General features: G+C 46.1%; 14 protein-coding genes. 3 read left to right on the plus strand and 11 right to left on the minus strand.

What is annotated here, in order from left to right; all coding sequences use genetic code 11:
* The 10 genes from GWI56_RS17215 to rpsB all read right to left on the minus strand — a co-directional run bounded on the left by GWI56_RS17215 (position 1) and on the right by rpsB (position 10,552).
* Positions 1-498 carry an OmpH family outer membrane protein gene (locus tag GWI56_RS17215; RefSeq protein WP_028760600.1) on the minus strand — a complete coding sequence of 166 codons (498 nt, stop codon included), beginning with the start codon at positions 496-498 and terminating at the stop codon, positions 1-3.
* Between the two features lie 64 nt (positions 499-562).
* Positions 563-3,043, minus strand: a complete 2,481-nt coding sequence (gene bamA / locus GWI56_RS17220) for an outer membrane protein assembly factor BamA (protein WP_131523800.1) — start codon at positions 3,041-3,043, stop codon at positions 563-565.
* Between the two features lie 31 nt (positions 3,044-3,074).
* Positions 3,075-4,445: a sigma E protease regulator RseP gene (gene rseP / locus GWI56_RS17225; protein ID WP_028760602.1), complete on the minus strand. Its 1,371-nt coding sequence runs from the start codon at positions 4,443-4,445 to the stop codon at positions 3,075-3,077.
* 39 nt (positions 4,446-4,484) lie between these two features.
* Positions 4,485-5,675 carry a 1-deoxy-D-xylulose-5-phosphate reductoisomerase gene (gene ispC / locus GWI56_RS17230; RefSeq protein WP_198573604.1) on the minus strand — a complete coding sequence of 397 codons (1,191 nt, stop codon included), beginning with the start codon at positions 5,673-5,675 and terminating at the stop codon, positions 4,485-4,487.
* 4 nt (positions 5,676-5,679) lie between these two features.
* A complete protein-coding gene (locus GWI56_RS17235) occupies positions 5,680-6,537 on the minus strand; it encodes a phosphatidate cytidylyltransferase (protein ID WP_131523803.1) in 858 nt (285 codons plus the stop codon).
* 20 nt (positions 6,538-6,557) lie between these two features.
* A complete protein-coding gene (locus tag GWI56_RS17240; RefSeq protein ID WP_028760605.1) occupies positions 6,558-7,385 on the minus strand; it encodes an isoprenyl transferase in 828 nt (275 codons plus the stop codon).
* Positions 7,386-7,466: 81 nt separating this feature from the next.
* Entirely contained in the window at positions 7,467-8,024 is a 558-nt protein-coding gene (frr, locus tag GWI56_RS17245) for a ribosome recycling factor (protein WP_012088724.1), read from the minus strand.
* Between the two features lie 21 nt (positions 8,025-8,045).
* Entirely contained in the window at positions 8,046-8,783 is a 738-nt protein-coding gene (pyrH, locus tag GWI56_RS17250; protein ID WP_006080981.1) for a UMP kinase, read from the minus strand.
* A 68-nt stretch (positions 8,784-8,851) separates the two neighbouring features.
* Complete coding sequence (tsf, locus tag GWI56_RS17255; RefSeq protein ID WP_028760606.1) at positions 8,852-9,703, minus strand: translation elongation factor Ts; 852 nt, start codon at positions 9,701-9,703, stop codon at positions 8,852-8,854.
* Between the two features lie 120 nt (positions 9,704-9,823).
* Positions 9,824-10,552 (minus strand): 30S ribosomal protein S2, encoded by a 729-nt coding sequence (rpsB, locus tag GWI56_RS17260; RefSeq protein ID WP_028760607.1) that lies wholly within the window; start codon positions 10,550-10,552, stop codon positions 9,824-9,826.
* Between the two features lie 283 nt (positions 10,553-10,835).
* On the opposite strand from rpsB, the gene map reads away from it, so the two are divergent.
* From map to dapD, 3 genes are read left to right on the plus strand one after another with little or no spacing between them, the layout of a single operon-like run.
* Entirely contained in the window at positions 10,836-11,666 is an 831-nt protein-coding gene (gene map, locus GWI56_RS17265) for a type I methionyl aminopeptidase (RefSeq protein ID WP_226058787.1), read from the plus strand.
* Positions 11,667-11,699: 33 nt separating this feature from the next.
* The gene (gene glnD / locus GWI56_RS17270) at positions 11,700-14,285 is read left to right on the plus strand and encodes a bifunctional uridylyltransferase/uridylyl-removing protein GlnD (RefSeq protein WP_105249721.1); all 2,586 of its coding nucleotides are present in this window, start codon (positions 11,700-11,702) and stop codon (positions 14,283-14,285) included.
* A 21-nt stretch (positions 14,286-14,306) separates the two neighbouring features.
* The gene (gene dapD, locus GWI56_RS17275; RefSeq protein WP_028760609.1) at positions 14,307-15,131 is read left to right on the plus strand and encodes a 2,3,4,5-tetrahydropyridine-2,6-dicarboxylate N-succinyltransferase; all 825 of its coding nucleotides are present in this window, start codon (positions 14,307-14,309) and stop codon (positions 15,129-15,131) included.
* Positions 15,132-15,266: 135 nt separating this feature from the next.
* Here the strand turns inward: dapD and GWI56_RS17280 are convergent, their stop codons facing one another.
* Positions 15,267-17,198, minus strand: coding sequence for an HD domain-containing phosphohydrolase (locus GWI56_RS17280; protein WP_198573605.1), 1,932 nt, complete (start codon positions 17,196-17,198; stop codon positions 15,267-15,269).
* Positions 17,199-17,398: the final 200 nt, after the last annotated feature.

Genomic DNA, 17,398 nt, shown 5'->3' on the forward strand with positions numbered 1-17,398 from the left:
TTACTTGCCTTTGCTTAAGGCTTCAACCACTTTGCCACTGATGTCAGCGTTAGGCTTAACATAAATGACAGCACCACGTTGTAATACCAAATCATATTGGTCTTTTTCAGCGATAGTGTTGATGGCTTTTTGCACTTTAACTAACAGTTTATTTTGCTCTTCACCTTGGCGACGACGTAGGTCTTCATCCAATGCTTTGCCTTTTAACTGATATTCAGATTTTAGCGATTCCATTTTACGAACCAGCTCAGTTTTTTGTGCATCGTTCATTAATGCACCATCACGTTGCTGCTTCTCCATCAGAGAACGCATTTCTTCTTGCATTTTTTGGACATCAGCTACGCGATCACCAAACTCTTTCTTCAGAGATTGAGAGATCTGTTCACGTTGTGGGAGCTGTTCAAACACAGCGCCCATATCCACTACGGCAATTTTCTCAGCATGTGCCACTAACGGCGCGCCTAACAAAACTAACGTCATCAGCGCGCAATTTACCATCTTGTTCAAAATAAACTCCTTGTTACCTTGTTATTGTCAGCAAAACTTGCCGAGTGTATGCCTTTTAAAAAGTTTTGCCAATATTGAAAGAGAAGATCTCCGTTTGGTCACCTTCATATTCTTTAAGCGGCCACGCCAAGCTGAACACCATAGGTCCCATAGGTGATAACCATTGCACACTCAAGCCCCAAGAGGCGCGCAGGCGAGCTGGATCACTATAGTCTTGTAACTTAGCAAACTCGTCCGCCGGAAGTGTTTGATATGACTCGTAATCAAACTCAGTATCCCAGACGTTACCCGCATCGACGAAGAAGCTAGTACGAACTGAGTTAGTGTAAGCCTCATCCAGGAATGGGGTTGGTACAATCAACTCCATACTTGCCGTTGCAAGGGCATTACCACCGATAGAGCGGCCAGAACTGACTTGGATACTATTAGGATCGCCAGGCAAGCTACAGCCATCGCCCGATGGATCCGGTGCACACGGCTCACTACCTCGATAGAGATAGAATGAACGAGGGCCTACAGAGTTAGACTTAAAGCCACGTAGCGAGCTACTACCACCTGAGTAATAGTTTTCCCAGAAAGGCAGAATTTGGTCATTATCATTAAATTGACCATAACCGTTACCATAACCTAATCGACCACGGGCCAAGAGCACAACGCTCTGACTGCGGTTAACAGGGAAATAATAGTTAGTGTCAAAGTCTGTCTTAAAATACTGTAAATCAGACCCTGGCGAAGTCATTTTGCCGTTCAGACGCTGAGAAGAGCCATCTGTTGGGAAAGTGCCACGGTTCAAGGTGCTACGATACCAGCCCAGGCTGAGTTCGAAGTTATCGAAACTTAAGTCCGCGTTTGGATCGTCATCACGATAGATGTTATAGAAACGCAGTGCCTGCTCATAAGCTGAGATCTCAGAAATCGTGTTGTGACGATAGCCAATACCACCATTGATACGGTTGTATTCGTTAATCGGGAAACCCGAGTTAAGCGCCACACCATACGAACTGTTTTTATAGCGTTCTAAGTTAGCTTCATTGGCGTCAAACTCACTCCAATAAACGCTCCCGCCTAAACTCACACCGTCTTTTGTCCAGTACGGATCGGTATAGGATAAGTTAACGTTTTTAGAGTACTTGTTGGTGCTCAAGCTGATACCCGCTTGGTTACCTGTGCCTAAGAAGTTGTTTTGTTGTACACCAAACTGCAAACTCAGACCTGATTCAGTACCATAACCGACACCCGCGTTGAATGAGCCCGACGGCTGCTCTTTCACTTTAACCGCAACATCGACTAAATCATCGGTACCTGGCACTTGAATGGTTTCAGTGTCAACGGTTTCGAAGAAACCCAAACGGTTAAGACGCGCTTTAGATTGCTCAACTTGCGCTGAGTTTAACCAAGCCCCTTCCATCTGACGCAGCTCACGGCGCATCACTTCATCTTTAGTCACTGTGTTACCAGTGAAGTTAATCGCCCGTACGTAAACACGTTTACCCGGTTTAACATTGATGTTTAAGGTGACTTCTTTAGTCTTATCATCAATTTCAGGGTAGGTTTTCACTTCAGGGTAAGCATAACCGAAGCGGCCTAAATATTTGCTGTACATTTCTTCGGTGAAAGTCACATCACCGCCGTTGTACATATCACCTGCTTTGATTGGCAGAATTGATTTCATCAACTCTTCACGGCCCATCAAATCACCCGTCAGGTTTACTTCTTTAACTTTATACTTCTCACCTTCATCTACGTTGATGGTGATATATAAACCTTTACGGTCAGGCGTCATGGCCACTTGAGTCGAGGTGACTTCGAAGCGGATATAACCTTTATTGTGATAATAGGTTTTGATGGTCTCGAGATCGGCCTGCAGTTTTTGCTTCTGATAACGACGCTCACCAAACAGATCCCACCAAGCCACATAATCTTTAAGTTCCAACATGCCGATCAGTTCAGCATCGGTGAACTCTTTGTTACCGACCACGTTAATTTGGCGAATTTCGGCCGCTAAACCTTCGGTAAACTTAAATTTCAGCTCAACCCGATTACGGGGTAAGTTAATCACTTGGGCTTCCACTTTCGCGCCGTATTTACCCACGCCGTAGTAGAAATCCTGCAGACCCTTTTCAATACCGGTCAACATAGTACGATCGAGCGACTCACCGACTTTAACGCCAGAACCGTCCAGACTTTCCTGTAACTGTTCGTCTTTAATGTCTTTGTTGCCATCGAATGTCACGGCACTGATAGTTGGACGTTCAGTGACTTTCACCACTAATACGCCGCCATCTCGGCTCACGGAGACATTTTCAAAGTTAGTCGATGCATACAAGCTTTTAATCGCTTGCTGGATTCTTAACTGGTCAACAGTGTCACCTACTTTTACTGGTAAGCTTAACAAGGCAGCACCGAGTGCAACTCGTTGCAAACCTTCAACTTGGATGTCGGTCACTTCAAACGGTTGGAAAGTATCTGCCAACACAGTCCCTGAAAACGACGCACCGACGAATAACATCGAGGCAAAAAGTTTATTCAATCTCATAGAGCACTTCTAATTATTAGTCTGTCCTTGCTCAGAGTCGGGCAAAATCATTGAAAAGCGCAACGCTCATCAACATCAGCAGTATTGCTGCCCCAAATCTGAATCCTATTTCCTGCACCTTTTCAGGTACAGGTTTACCAGTTATTACTTCAATAAAGTAATACAGCAGGTGTCCCCCATCGAGCACAGGTAAAGGCAGCAAGTTAATGATGCCTAAATTGACGCTGATGAGCGCGAGGAACCCGAGAAAATAGACCAAGCCATAGTTTGCACTACTGCCCGCACCCTGTGCGATCGAAATGGGTCCACTCAGGTTTTTCACCGACACATCGCCGGTAAATAATTTGCCAATCATCTTAAAGCTCACAGCAACAAGTTGCCATGTTTTATCCGCTGCTATACCGAAAGAATCGATTGGTCCATATTCAAGTTGTAAACGCATATTGTCTGGCCATTGTGCTTGGGTTGGGCTCACCCCGAGCATACCTATCTCTTGGCCATCGGCATTTTTACTGCTTAAGGGTGTCACTGCCACATTAAACTGTTCGCCATTGCGACGCACAGTTAAACTCACAGGCACATTGGCAGAATGTTGAATAATGTCAACAAAAGCCTGCCAATCGGTATAATTTTTACCATTTATTGCGACTAAGGTGTCACCGACTTTTAGCTCACTATTCGCAGCGGCACTGTCAGGACTAATCGCAGCAATGGTGGGGACGATTTCGGGACGATAAATCCCTAACCCTAATGCCGTAATCGGGGATTCTTTTTCAGGATCAAAACGCCAATTACGCGTATCTAAGGTGTAAGACCGCGCACTAGAATCCAAACCTTGCAAACCATTCAATGGCGTTAGTGATACACTCAGACTTTCATCACCTATGTGGCCGACTAAAGCTAAATTCACTTCTTCCCAGTTACGCACAGCCTGACCGGAAATGGCCGTTATTTGCATTGGCTCTGTGATTTGAATTTGCGCAGCAGCAGTCCCGGGGGTCGTCGAAGTGATCACAGGCTTAAGTGATGGCACACCAATCAGATACATAAAATACAGGGCAACGATGGCAAAAATAAAGTTAGCAATTGGACCTGCGGCAACAATCGCAATACGTTGCCATACGGTTTTACGATTGAACGCTTGATCTTTTAATTCATCGGGAACGTCTTCAACACGCTCATCGAGCATTTTGACATAGCCGCCAAGGGGGATCATGGCTAACACATATTCAGTGCCGTCTTTACCAACACGGCGCCAAATAGCCTTACCAAAACCAATGGAGAAACGTTCGACTTTCACGCCACAACGTCGCGCGATATAGAAATGGCCGTATTCGTGGGCAGTAATTAACAGACCCAGTGCAACGATGAAAGAACCTAAGTTCCATAAAAAATCTAACATCCCACTCCTTACGTTATAAATTTAATCACTCAGCTATTGCTAAGCGATGCTTGCTAATGTCTCACGCGCATAGACGCGGGTTTGCGCATCTAAGGCTAAAATATCTTCTATGCTGCCCATAGGACGTTTAGGCACAGTGACTAAACAAGCTTCATTCACTTTTGCAATTTGCGTAAAACCAATTTTCCCCTGCAAAAATGCTTCAACAGCGACCTCATTGGCAGCATTTAATACGGTTGTTGCCTCTTGGCCTTGGGCACACGCCTCCATAGCCAAAGCCAAACAGGGGAAACGTTCAAAATCAGGTTCATAAAAGCTTAACTGTCCGACTTTGAAAAAATCTAAAGGTTCAACGCCCGAATGAATTCTTTGCGGATAAGCCATGCAATGGGCAATCGGTGTGCGCATATCAGGGTTACCCATTTGGGCGATAACCGAACCATCACGGTACTGCACCATAGAGTGGATCACGCTTTGCGGATGAATAACCACTTTAAGTTGCTCAGCCTGAGTATTAAACAACCACCGCGCCTCAATGAACTCTAAACCCTTATTCATCATAGTGGCGGAGTCAACAGAGATTTTAGGTCCCATGGACCAATTAGGGTGTTTACAGGCTTGGGCAGGCGTCATGGCCGCAAGTGTCGCAAGTTCCGACCGCAGGAAAGGTCCGCCTGAACCGGTTAACAAAATATGGGATATACCCGACGCAGCTAAATCGCAACGGCCGAGGTTAGCCTGCACTTCTAGGGGTAAACATTGAAAGATAGCATTATGCTCACTGTCCACGGGCAAGAGCACAGCACCAGAGCGCTTAGTCGCCTCAATAAACAACTCACCCGACATGACTAAAGCTTCTTTATTGGCCAGTAATACTCGCTTTCCCGCCTTCACGGCTTCAAGGGTTGGTACTAGCCCTGCCGCCCCGACAATCGCTGCCATTACGGTATCCACTTCGGCAGTCGTCACTAAACCGAGTAAATCGTTTATGCCAGTAGTGACTTGGATATTGAGCGCAGCGGGTAAAACGGCGCGTAACTGTTTCGCAGCCTCTTCATCCACCATATGAGCGACTTTCGGTTTATGGGCTACACACAAAGCCAGCATCTTATCAACGCTCGCATTGGCCACCAATCCATAGATGCTATAAGCCAATGGATTAGCCGAAATCACGCTTAAGGTACTAGCACCAATTGAACCGGTAGCACCCAAAATCACCATATTTTGCATAGCGTTACATCCAGAATGCAATGTAGATCAGGGTAAACACCGGCAAGGCTGCAGTCAGGCTGTCGATGCGGTCGAGCACGCCGCCGTGACCGGGCAAAATAGTGCCAGAATCTTTAATACAGGCCGCACGCTTAAACATACTCTCAGATAAATCGCCCAGCGCTGACACTAAAGCAACAAATAAGGTCACTGCCACAACTAAACCCAGTTCTTGCTCTGGTGAATAATACATAACACCTGCAACCACGAGCATAGTCGTCACTAAACCACCAAGTAGGCCTTCCAAGGTTTTAGCAGGGCTCACTGCAGGCATCAGTTTCGTTTTACCTATCGCTTTACCGACGAAGTAAGCCCCAGAATCAGCGGCCCACACAATCAACATCACTAACAGTACTAATACTGGGCCGTAATAGGGTGAAGTTTGTGAGCTAATGGATTTGAGCGCGATAAGAGCAACAAAGCAAGGCACTAAGGTTAACTGTCCAAACATGGACTTAAACATAGGATTCTTTTGCCAGAACTTAGCGCTTTTAGGATAAGTTACCACTAATAATAGTGATGCTAACCACCAGAATGCACCAATATAGAGAATGGCCAAATAGATAGGATGTAACTGATGGCTTAACCAAACTGCATCGATTGGCACAATAAGATTAATTGCCACCAATAAGATACCAACTGTGAAGGTAAAGCTCCACTGAGTGACATCACACTGATTATCGATAATTCTTCCCCATTCCTTTGCTGCAATAAGGAAGACGGCAACTAAGGCCCAGGCGAAGTAGCTGGCAGGGAGCAAAAATATCGCCCCCAAAACTAATGGAACTAACCAAGTTGCTGTTATTATTCGTTGTTTTAGCAAAAAAAATCCCTCATGAGGTTTTACAATGCACGCATCTCATCAATCTGACTTCCAGTCAGACCAAAACGGCGCTGGCGACTTGCAAAAATGGCTATCGCTTCATGAAAAGCCTGTTCATCGAAATCAGGCCAAAGGGTGTCGGTAAACACCAATTCTGCATAGGCCGCCTGCCACAGCACAAAATTGCTGATGCGACAGTCCCCGCCCGTGCGGATCATTAAATCAACTTCACTCTGATTTTGCATGCACAAATGTGCACTTAAGGCTTCTTCGGTGAACTGACTGCTGGTCATTTCGCCAGTTTCGACCTTTTCCGCTAATTTTTGTGCTGCTTGAAGTATGTCCCAACGGCCACCATAGTTAGCCGCAACATTCAGAACCAAGCCAGTATTGCGAGATGTCTTCTCTTGGGCAGCAGCAATTTGCTTCTGTAATCGCGCCGAAAAGCGGCTGATATCGCCAATAATGTTGAGCTTAACCTGATTCTTATCCAGTAATTTAATTTCGCGCTGTAATACAGTAAAAAACAACTCCATCAGCAAGCTGACTTCTTTATCGGGTCTACGCCAATTCTCGCTAGAAAATGCGAATAAGGTTAGCGATTCAATGCCTAATTGGCTTGCCGTGCTTACAGCTCTTCTAACGGCCTTAACACCAGCCTTATGTCCCATCACTCGTGGTTTACCTTGGGTTTGTGCCCAACGCCCATTGCCATCCATGATAATAGCAACATGCTTAGGTAACGACTGTTTCACGAGTTCGGGTAATTGTCCCGGCAAGGTCGTTTGAGTGTATAAATCACTCTCACTCGTCCTAGGGTGCGGATCAAGTTCCACTGTGGATGACATCTAATACAGCCCTTTAAAATAGACAAACGCCGTGTAGTATACCCCTACACGGCGCATCAACTCTAGCTTATCGAACTGAGATTAGACTTCCATCAACTCAATTTCTTTGGCCGCTAAAATCTCATCGACCTTTTTAATGTGAGCATCGGTGAACTTTTGCACTTCTTCTTCACTGCGACGCACATCATCTTCAGTACAAGCTTTAGCTTTTTCAAGCTTTTTCACTTCAGAAATCGCATCACGACGCACGTTACGGATAGCAATACGACCGTTTTCAGCTTCGTTACGCACCACTTTGATGAAGTCTTTACGACGTTCTTCAGTCAACGCGGGTAATGGAATACGTAATGTCGCGCCAGCTGACATAGGGTTCAGACCTAAATCAGAGCTCATAATAGCCTTCTCAACGGCTTGGATAGCACTACGGTCAAACACAGTCACAGACAGAGTGCGTGAATCTTCAACGCCCACGTTAGCCACTTGGTTTAGTGGCGTCATAGTGCCGTAGTAAGAGACTTGAATGGAATCCAGCAGGCTTGGGTGGGCACGACCGGTACGCACTTTTGCCATTTGGTTTTTAGTCGCGTCAACGCATTTACCCATACGCTCTTGCGCATCTTTCTTAATGTTCTCAATCACGTTAAATGTCCTTCTTGGTCATTAAATAACTTTTTTCGCTCTGATCAGCGTGCCTTCTTCTTCACCCATGATAACGCGGCGTAGAGCGCCAGGTTTATTCATGTTGAAGACTAAAATAGGCATGTCGTGATCACGCGCCATAGTAAAGGCGGCTAAGTCCATTACTTTTAATTCTTTTTCCAGAATTTCCGCATAAGTCACTTCATCATACTTAACGGCGTCTGGGTTCTTCATTGGGTCTTCGGAGTATACACCGTCAACTTTAGTGCCTTTCAATACGACTTCAGCTTCGATTTCAATGCCGCGTAAACAGGCCGCAGAATCGGTCGTGCAGAAAGGATTACCTGTACCGGCAGCAAAAATAACCACTCGGCCAGATTTTAGCAAGCTGATCGCTTCAGCCCAATTGTAATCATCACACACACCCTTTAACGGGATAGCTGACATCAGACGAGCATTAACATAGGCACGGTGCAGGGCGTCTCGCATTGCCAAGCCGTTCATAACCGTTGCCAGCATACCCATGTGATCGCCCACCACACGGTTCATGCCGGCTTTTGCTAGGCCTTCACCGCGAAACAGATTACCACCACCAATAACCACACCCACCTGAATACCCAGCTCAACCAGCTCTTTCACTTCCTGAGCCATGCGATCTAATACTTTAGGGTCGATGCCGAAGCCTTCGTCGCCCATCAGTGCTTCGCCACTTAATTTAAGAAGAATGCGTCTAAATGCGGGTTTTGGATTGGTGCTCATAATTTTTATCCTGGTCATAACAAGACCGCAGCTATTGCCGCGGTCTTGGGGGTATTTAGCGTTGGCGATTAAGCCTTTTTAGAAGCAGCGATTTGAGCAGCAACTTCAGCCGCGAAATCTTCTTCTTTCTTCTCAATACCTTCACCCACTTCTAAACGAATGAAGTTAGTGACTTTAGCGCCTTTCTCTTTCAGAATTTCGCCAACAGTTTTCTTTGGTTCCATGATGTAAGCTTGACCAGTCAGAGAAATCTCACCGGTGAACTTCTTCATACGACCAAGAACCATCTTCTCAGCGATCTCTGCCGATTTGCCTTCGTTCATTGACATTTCGATTTGCAGAGCTTGTTCTCTTGCAACGATTTCTGCAGGAACATCTTCTGGGTTCACGTATTCAGGCTTAGAAGCAGCAACGTGCATTGCGATGTGCTTTAAGGTTTCTTCGTCAGCTTCACCGGCAACAACAACGCCAATGCGCTCACCGTGACGGTATGAAGATAGGTTTGCACCATCGATGTACTCAACACGACGAATGTTGATGTTTTCACCGATTTTAGTTACCAATGCAACGCGTGCATCTTCGAACTGTGCTTTTAAATCTTCAAGAGTCACTTTAGATGCAGCAGCGGCATCTAATACTGCGTTCGCGAATGCTAAGAAGTTTGAATCTTTAGCAACGAAGTCAGTTTGACAGTTAACTTCTAATAGCGCAGCGAAACCTTCGCCATTCTTGATCAGAATTGTACCGTCAGCAGCGATGTTACCCGCTTTTTTAGCCGCTTTAGCAGCGCCAGACTTACGCATGTTGTCAATTGCTAACTCCATGTCGCCGTTAGCTTCTGTCAGAGCGTTTTTACAATCCATCATGCCTGCGCCAGTACGGTCGCGCAGTTCTTTAACTTGGGCAGCAGTAATTGCCATTGTTAAATCCTCTATAAAAAATCGACTAATTTGCAGATATAAAACAGGGGCCGAATGGCCCCTGTTAACCAATCAAAAATCTTGGTTAATAAGGGTGATGATAATCATCCCGCCTTATTATTATTCGGCTTCTACGAAACCGTCTTGCTCAGCTTGAACAGCCAAATCTTGACCACGGCCAGCTTTTGCAGCAGCAGCAACAGAAGAAGTGTACAGGCGGATAGCACGCATAGCGTCGTCGTTACCAGGAACGATGTAGTTAACACCATCTGGCGCAGAGTTAGTATCAACAACTGCAACAACAGGGATACCCAGGTTGTTAGCTTCTTTAATAGCGATATGCTCATGATCAGCACCAATGACGAATAATACGTCTGGCAGGCCGCCCATGTTTTTAATACCACCTAAAGATTTTTCCAGCTTTTCAAGCTCACGAGTACGCATCAGCGCTTCTTTCTTGGTCAGCTTGTCGAAAGTACCGTCTACTGATTGGCTTTCCAGTTCTTTCAGACGTTTGATTGACTGACGAACGGTTTTCCAGTTAGTCAGCATACCGCCTAACCAGCGGTGATCAACATAGTACTGGTCACAAGACAGAGCAGCTTCTTTGATCGCTTCGCCAGCAGCACGTTTAGTACCAACGAATAATACTTTACCTTTCTTTGAAGCTACGTTGCTGATGAAAGCTAGCGCTTCATTGAACATTGGCACAGTATGCTCAAGGTTGATGATGTGAACACCGTTGCGAGCACCGAAAATGAATGGCTTCATTTTTGGGTTCCAGTAACGGGTTTGGTGACCGAAGTGGACACCGGCCTGAAGCATATCGCGCATTGAAACTGTAGTCATTTCTATTACCTTAAAATTTAGGGGGTTAGACCTCCACGTATCCCATGTCTTCGACCCCTTATATAACAACTGAGGGCACCCCGAAGAATGTGTCGACACGTGTGTGATTTAGTATTTAGACAAATAGCCATGTATAATGGCCGCCATCTTTAGTCTTGCAAGTATCAAAGCAGCGCAAAAGCTAGCTTGGACAATTCATCAAGACTTAAACATAACGGCGCGCTTTATACCATAAATAGCCCTAAAGCACAAATTTTTGCATTAGGTTGCGTGGCCAACAGACATTAAAGACACAAGAGAAAACGCAATGAGTATAGTCATCAAGACCGCTGAAGAAATTGAAAAAATGCGTGCTGCGGGCAAACTAGCCGCACAGGTATTAGAAATGATCGCGCCGCATGTTAAACCGGGCGTGACCACCAATGAGCTCAATGACCTCTGCGCCAAATATACCGAAGAGCAAGGTGCGATTTCGGCGCCGCTTAACTACCATGGTTTTCCCAAATCCATTTGTACTTCTGTAAACCATGTGATTTGCCACGGCATTCCAAACGACAACCCACCATTGAAAGAAGGCGATATCCTCAATATCGACATCACAGTGATTAAAGACGGTTATCACGGCGATACCTCGATGATGTTTTTAATCGGTGAAGTGAGCGCGAAGGACAAACGTCTGTGCCGCATCGCGCAAGAAAGCCTGTATTTAGCTATTCGTAAGGTTCGTCCAGGTTTAAAACTGGGTGAAATTGGCAATACTATCGAAAAATTCATCAAAGCCAGCAAAACAGGGCTTGAGAAATATTCCATCGTGCAAGATTATTGTGGCCACGGTATTGGCTCGGGTTTCCATGAGGAACCTCAGGTCATGCACTACCGTAACGGCGATAACACAGTATTACGCCCAGGCATGTGTTTCACCATTGAACCTATGATCAATGCTGGTCGCCACACGACCATACTCGATCGCGATGATAAGTGGACGGTAACGACCTCCGATGGTAAAAATTCAGCCCAGTGGGAACATACCTTACTGGTGACTGAAAAAGGGGTTGAAGTACTTACCCTGCGTGAGGATGAGGATTTCCCACGTATCATCAATCACGAGCGATAGGCCACACTAACAAGCATAAAAACAAGGGACTCGATGAATATAGCTCTGCTCGCTAAACAATCATTAATCGAACAGAATCAGATTCTTTTGGCCAGTTTTAAGGCTAAAACCCCGATTGAAGAGCTCGTCACGCAGCGCTGTCAATTTGTCGATGCCCTTGTCAAGCAAGCTTGGGAACAACACGGTCTAAGGGAATATGATATTGCCTTGATTGCCGTGGGCGGCTATGGCCGTGGGGAGCTGCATCCCCACTCGGATGTCGACTTGCTGTTCCTGTTTAATGATATCTTGTCACCCGCCGCCGAAGCGGCACTCAGTCAGTTTATTGCCTTTCTGTGGGATGCCAATCTGGAAATCGGCCACAGTGTCCGTACATTAAACGACACGATTATCCTCGGCCGTGAAGACATCACCATAGCCACCAATCTGTTAGAGGCACGACTGCTCGAAGGGCCCGAGTTTTTATTCGATCAACTTTATGATGCGATTCGTCAGAGTGACTTTTGGACTTCAAGCGATTTTTTTATCGCAAAACGGGATGAGCAAAATGCCCGCCATGCCAGAGCCAGTGCCTTCGATTTAGAACCCAATATCAAGAGTTGTCCCGGTGGTCTTAGGGATATTCAAACCATTGCTTGGGTGGCCATGCGCCATTTTGGCGCCGCTCGCCTCGAAGAATTAGTCCAATACGACTTTTTAGAGCCTGGTGAACTAGAAGAGCTGCTCGAATGCCAGCACTTTTTGTGGAAGATACGCTTTGCCCTGCACATGGTGGTCGGTCGCGATGAAAATCGCTTACTCTTTGATGTACAACGCCAAGTTGCCGAACTTATGGGGTATGAAGACGCCACCCAGCTTGCTGTTGAGCAAATGATGAAACGTTACTATCGCACAGTACGCCGAGTGATGGAGCTAAACGAAATGTTGCTGCAGCTGTTTAAACGGGCAACACTGGGGCACACAAAAGCTTTAGAAATTCAATCGATAGATAAACACTACCAGCGCCGCGGCACTTTTATCGAAGCGCTAAGCGATGATCTTTTCGATAGCGGCGAAGAAATTGTCCGGCTGTTTTTGTTAGTCGCTAAAAACTCCAACATCAAAGGTATTTACGCACCAACACTGCGTTCACTGCGCCGAGCAAGACGCGCCCAACCGCAAGCCTTGCAAGAAAACCCGCTTTGTCGCCAAGCCTTTATGGAAATTCTGCGACACCCTCGCGGCATTGTTGCTTTGTCTTTAATGCATAAACACGGCGTGTTATCGGCCTATTTACCCGCATGGCGAAATATTGAAGGCCAGATGCAGTTCGACCTGTTCCACGCCTATACGGTCGATGAACACACCCACAGATTACTGCTCAATATCGAGCGTTTTTCCCAAGCCGAACAAAAGGAAGAATTTCCCTTAGGCTCGATTCTCATCAACCAACTGCCTAAAAAAGGTTTACTCGTATTAGGCGCTATCTTCCATGATATCGCCAAAGGCCGCGGTGGCGATCACAGTAAACTTGGCAGCAGCGATGCCCTCGCCTTTTGTAAGCTGCACGGGTTAAACGATCACGATGGCCGTCTAGTCGCTTGGCTGGTTGAAAATCATCTGGTGATGTCTGTCACCGCCCAGCGCCGTGATATTTCCGATCCCGATGTGGTGGCCGACTTTGCCAATAAAGTCCGCGATGCCGTGCATTTAAGTTATCTGTATTGCTTAACGGTCGCTGATATCTGCGCCACCAACGAAAAAACCTGGAACAACTGGAAAGGCTCACTGCTGCGCGATTTGTACTTTTCGACCCAAAGAGTGCTAGCCCGCGGTAAAGAAAAACCCGTCGATATTCGTGCCAGAGTGCGTGAATACCAAGCCAAGGCGAAAAAAGAACTGCTGCGCCGCGGATTGAAAGAGAAAGATCTCGATGCCCTGTGGCAACGTTTTAAGGCAGATTACTTTTTACGCCACCAGCCAAATCAAGTCGCGTGGCACGCCGAAGCGATTTTAAAGCACAAACAACAGGATGAGCCCTTAGTCTTAGTGTCCAAACACACCACCCGTGGTGGTACTGAGCTATTTGTCTATTGCCAAGACAGACCTAAATTGTTCGCAACTGTGATGGCGGTACTCGACAATAAAAATATCAACGTCCATGATGCCAACATCATGACCTCAAAAGACAATTATGCCCTCGATACCTTTGTGATCTTAGAGCAGGATGGTGAGCCCGTTAGCCAGCTTTCACGCATCCAAAGTATCCGTAAGGCGCTTGAGAAAGCCCTGTCGAGCGACAGTCCAAAACTGCCGCGCTTTAGAAAACTATCGCGCAAGATGAAACCTTTTAATGTGCCGACACAAGTGAGTTTCCTCGAAAGCAGTCGTCATGGTACAAGTATGATGGAGCTTATCGCCTTAGATTCGCCAGGATTACTGGCAAAAGTCGGGGATATCTTTTACCGTTGCAACACAACATTACTCGCGGCCAAAATCACCACCATTGGTGAGCGAGCCGAAGACTTTTTTATGCTGCAGACTAATGATGGCTTGCAACTTAACGAAACCCAAGAGAATACCCTCAGGGATGCTTTAATCAGTGCCCTGAGTGCAAAGAATATCGAATCAGTTAATTAACGAGACCAGTGGGAGAAGTAAATGGAGGCTTTACGCCAACGTATTGAGGCGGCTTTTGAAGCGCGCGCCGACATCACACCAAGCACAGTTGACGCAGGTGTGCGCAGCGATGTGCAAAATGTCATCAATATGCTCGATAAAGGTGAAGTCCGTGTCGCCGAGAAAATCGACGGACAATGGCATGTGCACCAATGGCTGAAAAAGGCGGTATTACTGTCCTTCCGTATTTTCGATAACGTGGTTATCGATGGCGCCGAAACCAAATACTTCGACAAAGTGCCGTTAAAATTTGCCGAATATGATGAAGCCCGCTTTAAGGCGGAAGCCATTCGTGTAGTGCCTTCGGCAACAGTACGTAAAGGCTCATTTATCGGTAAAAATACCGTGTTGATGCCATCCTATGTGAACTTAGGCGCCTATGTTGATGAAGGCACTATGGTTGACACTTGGGCAACGGTTGGCTCATGTGCACAAATCGGTAAAAACGTGCATTTATCTGGCGGAGTGGGCATTGGTGGCGTACTTGAGCCATTGCAAGCGGGCCCAACTATCATCGAAGATAACTGCTTTATCGGTGCGCGTTCTGAGATTGTTGAAGGCGTTGTGGTTGAAGAAGGCTCAGTGATTTCTATGGGCGTGTATATCGGCCAAAGTACTCGAATTTATGATCGCGAAACCGGCGAAGTGCATTACGGTCGTGTGCCAGCAGGCTCTGTGGTTGTTTCTGGCAACTTACCATCAGCCTGTGGCAAGTACAGCCTCTATGCCGCTATTATCGTTAAGAAAGTCGATGCAAAAACCCGCAGTAAAGTGGGTATCAACGAATTACTGCGTATTGTTGATTAACAGTCACAGCATTTGTTCGATAACATGAGTTCCATAAAAAAGATGCCTAAGGGCATCTTTTTTATTGTCGGTAAAATTTAGCCTACGGTTGCGCTGTCATTATCAGGCTTAAAAATAAAGTGTTTAATAAGACACTTAAATCAAACGCTCTACTTCACGGAATGCATTTCTCGTCATTGCAATGGCCCGCCAGCCGATAATCCCCAATGGCTGCTGCGCTTTGTTCACCACCACAAGATATTCTGAGTCTAGTAAATTCAACTGCAGTAATGCATCTTCCGATGTGGCCACCTCACTGATAATAGGCACTGAATGCTCCATGATCTGATGGGCTTTTTTATGTAAAGATGCCCTATCCAGTTCACGCTCAGCCGCAGTGCCAAGTAATGGGCTAAACCAATGTTCCAGTAAGCGACTCGTGATCACCCCAAGTATCTTATGTTGCTCATCCAATACCACGGCCACCTTAGCATGGGCAGTCGTAAGTAAACGCTTAATATCAACTAACTCATGGTCGAGTGAAATCGTGACTAAAGGTTCAAGCGGCGCAGCGCCGATATGATCGCTAATACTCAACTCTCGATTAATCAAAATCGCTAAACAGGTTTCGACTATCTCAGGATCAAAAAGAGTCCCTTTGCCCGCACGCAATACTTCAGTCATTTTCTCCAGCCCTAACGATGGGCGATAAGGCCTGTGGGACAATATCGAATCGGCAACATCGGCGACGGCAATAATTTTTGCCTCATATAAAATCGCCTTATCCTTTAAGCCCGCGGGATAACCTGAGCCATCGAGCCGCTCATGATGCTGTAAAATCATCTCTTTAATGGGCCAAGGAAACTCCACATCCTCAATAATTTCAGCGCCATGGAGCGGATGGGTCTGTATTAATGCGTATTCTTCTTTTGAAAGTTTTGACGGTTTTGTCAAAATCTGTGATGGAATCGCTAACTTACCAATATCATGAACTAAGGCACCAATCTTCAGCCCTTCTAAACGCAGCGGGTCTAAGCCTAATTTCTCACCAATCAAATAACTTAATTGCGCCACCGACTTTTGATGCCCTGCGGTATAGGCATCTTTCAGTTCTAATGCCTCAGAAATAGCACTAATAAGCTGTGTTAACGATTGAGATAATTGCTCTTTTTGCGCTTTAATGATTTTGGACTGGCGGGATACCGCGCGCAATGTGCGTGGTAGTTCAATGCTGTGCCATAAAATGCTGGCAAAAGTCAGTAATGATCTCGCATCATTACGACTATAAGGCTCGTTACGGTCGACCACGCACAGCATGCCCACTAAGCGACTGCGAAATAAAATCGGCACCGCCAAGTAACGCCCTCCAAGTAGCAGTTTATCTAAGGGCAAATCCCCTAAGCGCCTTTGGGAGTCGGTTTGATTTTGGATGATCGGCTTATAATCTCGCACACATTCGAGCCATACGCGGCTTTCAAGTTCTGACACTTGGGTATTATCTTCAACAAAATCGGCTTGATTAGCCTCTGCGTGGGGATACTCAGAACGCGCGGCGAGTGTGAGTGTTTTTAACTTTTCGTTATGCAACAGAATAAAGCCATATCGACTGCCAGTGAGTGACATCGCCTTAGAAACTGCGACTTTAAATACTTCTTCTTGGGAGGATTTAATCACATCTTCAATGTGTTGCAGCCAAGCATCGCTGGCTTGAATCGCTCGACGATAATCCGAGTGCAACTCCTTCATCTGCGGATCTTCAAAATTGATGTCGGATAGAATCAAATACCATCCCATTTCAGGCAAAGAATGCAGCGCGAGATGCACACGTATGCCGCGATGATCTTGTAATTGAAAACCTATTTCTTGGCCGCGTCGCCTCACAATATCGGCGCATAGTTCAGCATTAAAAGCACTAAACAATTGGCTAATGGGTTGATTAATGATTTGCGCCGCAGAGCGTTTACAACGGCAGTAAAAGGCTTGGCTCATCCGTAGCACACAAAACTGCTCATCTAGCTGTGCCCAAGATAAATTCAAACTATCGGGCAAGTCTTTCATTCCAACGATAAGGCTTTGACGAGTTGACATCCAGCACTCCGACCTGTAATTCGAGCATGGGCAATACACTATACCGCTATGTTCACCCCAATGTGAGCACTATAAAATCTCCAATAAACATAATGATAGCTGATTTCATGACAGACGCGGGTTAAAGTAAAGAATCCGCCTTCTTAGAAGGCGGCTTTGACTTGCCCCTGGAAGGGGCTATTCCAAGAACCTACATCATC

Origin of the sequence: Shewanella sp. DW31 (genome assembly GCF_015767295.1) — a bacterium.
Lineage (GTDB): Bacteria > Pseudomonadota > Gammaproteobacteria > Enterobacterales > Shewanellaceae > Shewanella > Shewanella oncorhynchi.

What these genes read in the sequence shown, in the direction of transcription:
- rseP (WP_028760602.1), bottom strand. Translation starts at nt 4,445, where the DNA reads ATGTTAGATTTTTTATGGAACTTAGGTTCTTTCATCGTTGCACTGGGT.
- tsf (WP_028760606.1), bottom strand. Translation starts at nt 9,703, where the DNA reads ATGGCAATTACTGCTGCCCAAGTTAAAGAACTGCGCGACCGTACTGGC.
- GWI56_RS17240 (WP_028760605.1), bottom strand. Translation starts at nt 7,385, where the DNA reads ATGTCATCCACAGTGGAACTTGATCCGCACCCTAGGACGAGTGAGAGT.
- GWI56_RS17215 (WP_028760600.1), bottom strand. Translation starts at nt 498, where the DNA reads ATGGTAAATTGCGCGCTGATGACGTTAGTTTTGTTAGGCGCGCCGTTA.
- glnD (WP_105249721.1), top strand. Translation starts at nt 11,700, where the DNA reads ATGAATATAGCTCTGCTCGCTAAACAATCATTAATCGAACAGAATCAG.
- GWI56_RS17280 (WP_198573605.1), bottom strand. Translation starts at nt 17,198, where the DNA reads ATGTCAACTCGTCAAAGCCTTATCGTTGGAATGAAAGACTTGCCCGAT.
- bamA (WP_131523800.1), bottom strand. Translation starts at nt 3,043, where the DNA reads ATGAGATTGAATAAACTTTTTGCCTCGATGTTATTCGTCGGTGCGTCG.
- rpsB (WP_028760607.1), bottom strand. Translation starts at nt 10,552, where the DNA reads ATGACTACAGTTTCAATGCGCGATATGCTTCAGGCCGGTGTCCACTTC.
- ispC (WP_198573604.1), bottom strand. Translation starts at nt 5,675, where the DNA reads ATGCAAAATATGGTGATTTTGGGTGCTACCGGTTCAATTGGTGCTAGT.
- pyrH (WP_006080981.1), bottom strand. Translation starts at nt 8,783, where the DNA reads ATGAGCACCAATCCAAAACCCGCATTTAGACGCATTCTTCTTAAATTA.
- dapD (WP_028760609.1), top strand. Translation starts at nt 14,307, where the DNA reads ATGGAGGCTTTACGCCAACGTATTGAGGCGGCTTTTGAAGCGCGCGCC.